The organism is Peterkaempfera griseoplana (assembly GCF_001418575.1).
GTDB lineage: Bacteria > Actinomycetota > Actinomycetes > Streptomycetales > Streptomycetaceae > Peterkaempfera > Peterkaempfera griseoplana.
On sequence record NZ_LIQR01000722.1, the window covers coordinates 1 to 2,781 of the forward strand.

2 protein-coding genes and 3 pseudogenes are annotated in these 2,781 nt (G+C 68.7%); 3 read left to right on the top strand and 2 right to left on the bottom strand.

The features are described from left to right. From AOK09_RS35975 to AOK09_RS35985, 3 genes and pseudogenes are all read left to right on the top strand, one after another. On the top strand, positions 1-672 hold a 672-nt coding region (locus tag AOK09_RS35975), incomplete at its 5' end, for an RNA polymerase sigma factor (RefSeq protein ID WP_322973244.1). A 157-nt stretch (positions 673-829) separates the two neighbouring features. Further along, positions 830-1,204: pseudogene (locus tag AOK09_RS42960) on the top strand (type I-E CRISPR-associated endonuclease Cas1e); the annotation flags it as partial. An 84-nt stretch (positions 1,205-1,288) separates the two neighbouring features. After that, positions 1,289-1,675 carry a VOC family protein gene (locus tag AOK09_RS35985; RefSeq protein ID WP_055591381.1) on the top strand — a complete coding sequence of 129 codons (387 nt, stop codon included), beginning with the start codon at positions 1,289-1,291 and terminating at the stop codon, positions 1,673-1,675. Between the two features lie 128 nt (positions 1,676-1,803). On the opposite strand, the pseudogene AOK09_RS43910 reads toward AOK09_RS35985, so the two are convergent. Then, positions 1,804-1,958 (bottom strand): annotated as a pseudogene (locus tag AOK09_RS43910) (ATP-binding protein); the annotation flags it as partial. 549 nt (positions 1,959-2,507) lie between these two features. Beyond that, positions 2,508-2,781, bottom strand: a pseudogene (locus AOK09_RS42965) (transposase); the annotation flags it as partial.

Consider the following 2,781-nt stretch of genomic DNA (forward strand, 5'->3'; position numbering starts at 1 on the left):
GTGCTCGCGGTGATCTTCCTGATCTTCAACGAAGGGTACGTCGCCACCTCCGGTACGGAGCTGGCCCGCGGCAAACTGTGCGTCGAAGCGATCCGACTGGCCCGCATGCTGGTCGAGCTCATGCCCGACGAGTCGGAGGCGGCGGGACTGCTCGCGCTGATGCTGCTGACCGAGGCGCGCCGCCCCGCTCGCACTGACGCCGACGGCGCTCTCGTGCGGCTCGCCGACCAGGACCGCTCCCAGTGGGACGCAGACCTGATCGCCCAGGGCAGGGCGATCGTGCGCGCCTGCCTGCGCCGCAACCAGCCCGGCCGCTTCCAGTTGCTCGCCGCGATAAACGCCGTGCACACCGACCCGGTCACCGACTGGAAACAGATCGTCGCGCTCTACGACCAACTCGCGCAACTCGACCCCAGTCCGGTGGTCAGGCTCAACCGTGCGGTCGCCCTCGCCGAGATCGAAGGCCCCGCGGCGGCACTCAGACTGGTAGACGACCTGGACCTCAACACCTTCCACCTGTTCCACGCAGTCCGCGGCGACCTTCTCGCCCGCCTCGGGCGGACCGGCGAGGCCCAGCAAGCTTTCGAGGCCGCGGCCTCACTCACCGGCAACCAGGCGGAACGCGCCTACCTGATTGCCCGGCGCAACCAGCTCGGCGACATACCCGGGTGACCAGGCCGCGGGGGCGACTCCGGACGAGGCCTCGCCTGGCCGGCGATCCCCGGGACCGAGCACGACCTTCGGGACTGCTGCGCGAGCTGCTGACTGCACACGGCTCGTCCCGTCCGCCCGGAAGCGCAGGCCGGGGATCACCACGTGCCCCATCAGCGTGCGCTACTACCCCGGAGGCCGGGCGCTGTCCCGCTCGGCCGCCCTCGTCCAAGCCCAGGCGACGAACCGGGTGAACCGACGCACCCGCCTGGACGTGGCCCGGGCGATGTACCGGCTCCGGTTCCCCGGCTTGGACCCGGTCGGCTGTACCGCCAGGACCTCCTCGGCCGCGAAGGCCGCCGCGTCAAAGACTGCCACCGCGCCAAGCACAGCGCACCGGCGCCCCCTGGAAGGGCCGCCGCTACACCCCAGGCGACCTCCCCTCAGGCGACGCCGTGAACCAAGCCATCACGGCCGCCGCCCAGGCCATGGACGGCATCGCTCACGCAGTCGTCGCACCTCTCGGCTGCACGCCGCCCTCGGGTTCGTCCACATGATCTTCGAGCGCCCGGACCTCAAGTCATCCGTGTCGTGAAACTGCGAGGCGCCGTCCGCCGGACGCGTGGACCATGGGTGGATGGCCCGACTCCGCGACATCGTTTTCGACTGCGCTCGCCCTGCGGCCACGGCGCGCTTCTGGTCCGCAGCTCTGGACGGCTATGCCGTCGCGCCATACGACGATGCGGAACTTGCACGCCTGCGCTCTCTGGGGATCACCAGCACCGAGGATGACCCCACTGTTCTCGTTGAGTCGCCAGACGGAGGACCTCGTCTGTGGTTCCAGCTCGTGCCGGAGGCGAAGGCCGGGAAGAATCGCGTGCATCTGGACCTGCTCGCCGTGGACCCGGAAGCGGAGATCCAGCGCCTGACCGCTCTCGGTGCGACTGTTCAAGCCCGGCACGCTGACAACGTCGTCCTGGCCGATCCCGAAGGCAACGAATTCTGCCTGTCGCTGACGGATTGACGCGGGAAGCAGGGCACTTCGGCGGTCGTGCCGAACTCATCCGCGAGCAGATCGACGGGGCCAGACCACCGGCGAATGAGACCTGCTTGCGCGGTCGGGAGTGCCGCGCAAGCACCCGGCGGCCGTCCTCAGCCGGCGGCGGTCCGCTCGGCCAGGACCTTGGTGCGGGTGAGCCAGTAGGACTGAGTGCTGGAATGATGATCGCGCTGTTGAAGGTGAGCCGGTCGACGACGGCCGTGCAAAGCCGGGGATCGGTGAACGTCCTTGTCCATCCGGAGAACGCCCGGGGAGCAATCGTCAGGAGTTGTGGATCAGCATCGTCAGGGAGTGTTCCGGCGGTAGGTCCACATCTCGGCCATCTGACCGTCGAGGAGTCGGATCAGCCAGATGAGATGGCTGTCGATCGTGCCTGGGCGACTTTCGTGGCCGACGCCGCCGACCACGGACAGCAGATCNNTGGTCGGCTGGCGTGCGTCTGCGTGACGGCGCGTTGAACGTCAGCGGGCCCGGTCACCTCCGGGTGTGCATGGTCGGTCCAGTCCGGGCTCAGCACTTCCGGAGCGATCGAGGTGTCGCCCGTGTTCCACATCTGGAAGTACCGCTGCACGACGTGGTGGGAGGAGGCCGCTTGCGCGTCCATCGGGTTCTCCTTTGATCCTGGCGGGGACAGCCTGCGAGATGAACCGTAAGATCACGCGGCCCTCGTGTCTGTCCGTTCGGCCAAGACGCCGTTCTCGAATCGGGCGCCGGAGCGCACGAGTGCGACGAGGTGGGCTCCCATGATCGCTCGCCAACGAGTCTGAGCGGACTCGACGAGCTTGAAGACCATCGCGAGTGCCGCTGCCGGGCTGCCCGCCCCCTCCAGGGCGGGGACGAAGTCCCCCGACGACAGTCCATGCAGGTACAGCAGTGGCAGCACCTCGGAGATCTTCGGCGACTTGCGGCACCAAGGCGCGAGGATCTTCGAGGAGAACCGCTTCCGCTCGCCGGTTGCCTCGTCGACGCGTCGGTCGTTCACCCGTGGGGCCCTGACCTCGACCTGACCGGCAGCTGTCGCCACGGTGCGGGACTGGTGGTGGCCATTACGGACCACCAGGCGGTGCCCG

Excerpts from the sequence above, each read along its gene's own strand:
- AOK09_RS35985 (WP_055591381.1), top strand. The coding sequence starts at position 1,289 with ATGGCCCGACTCCGCGACATCGTTTTCGACTGCGCTCGCCCTGCGGCC.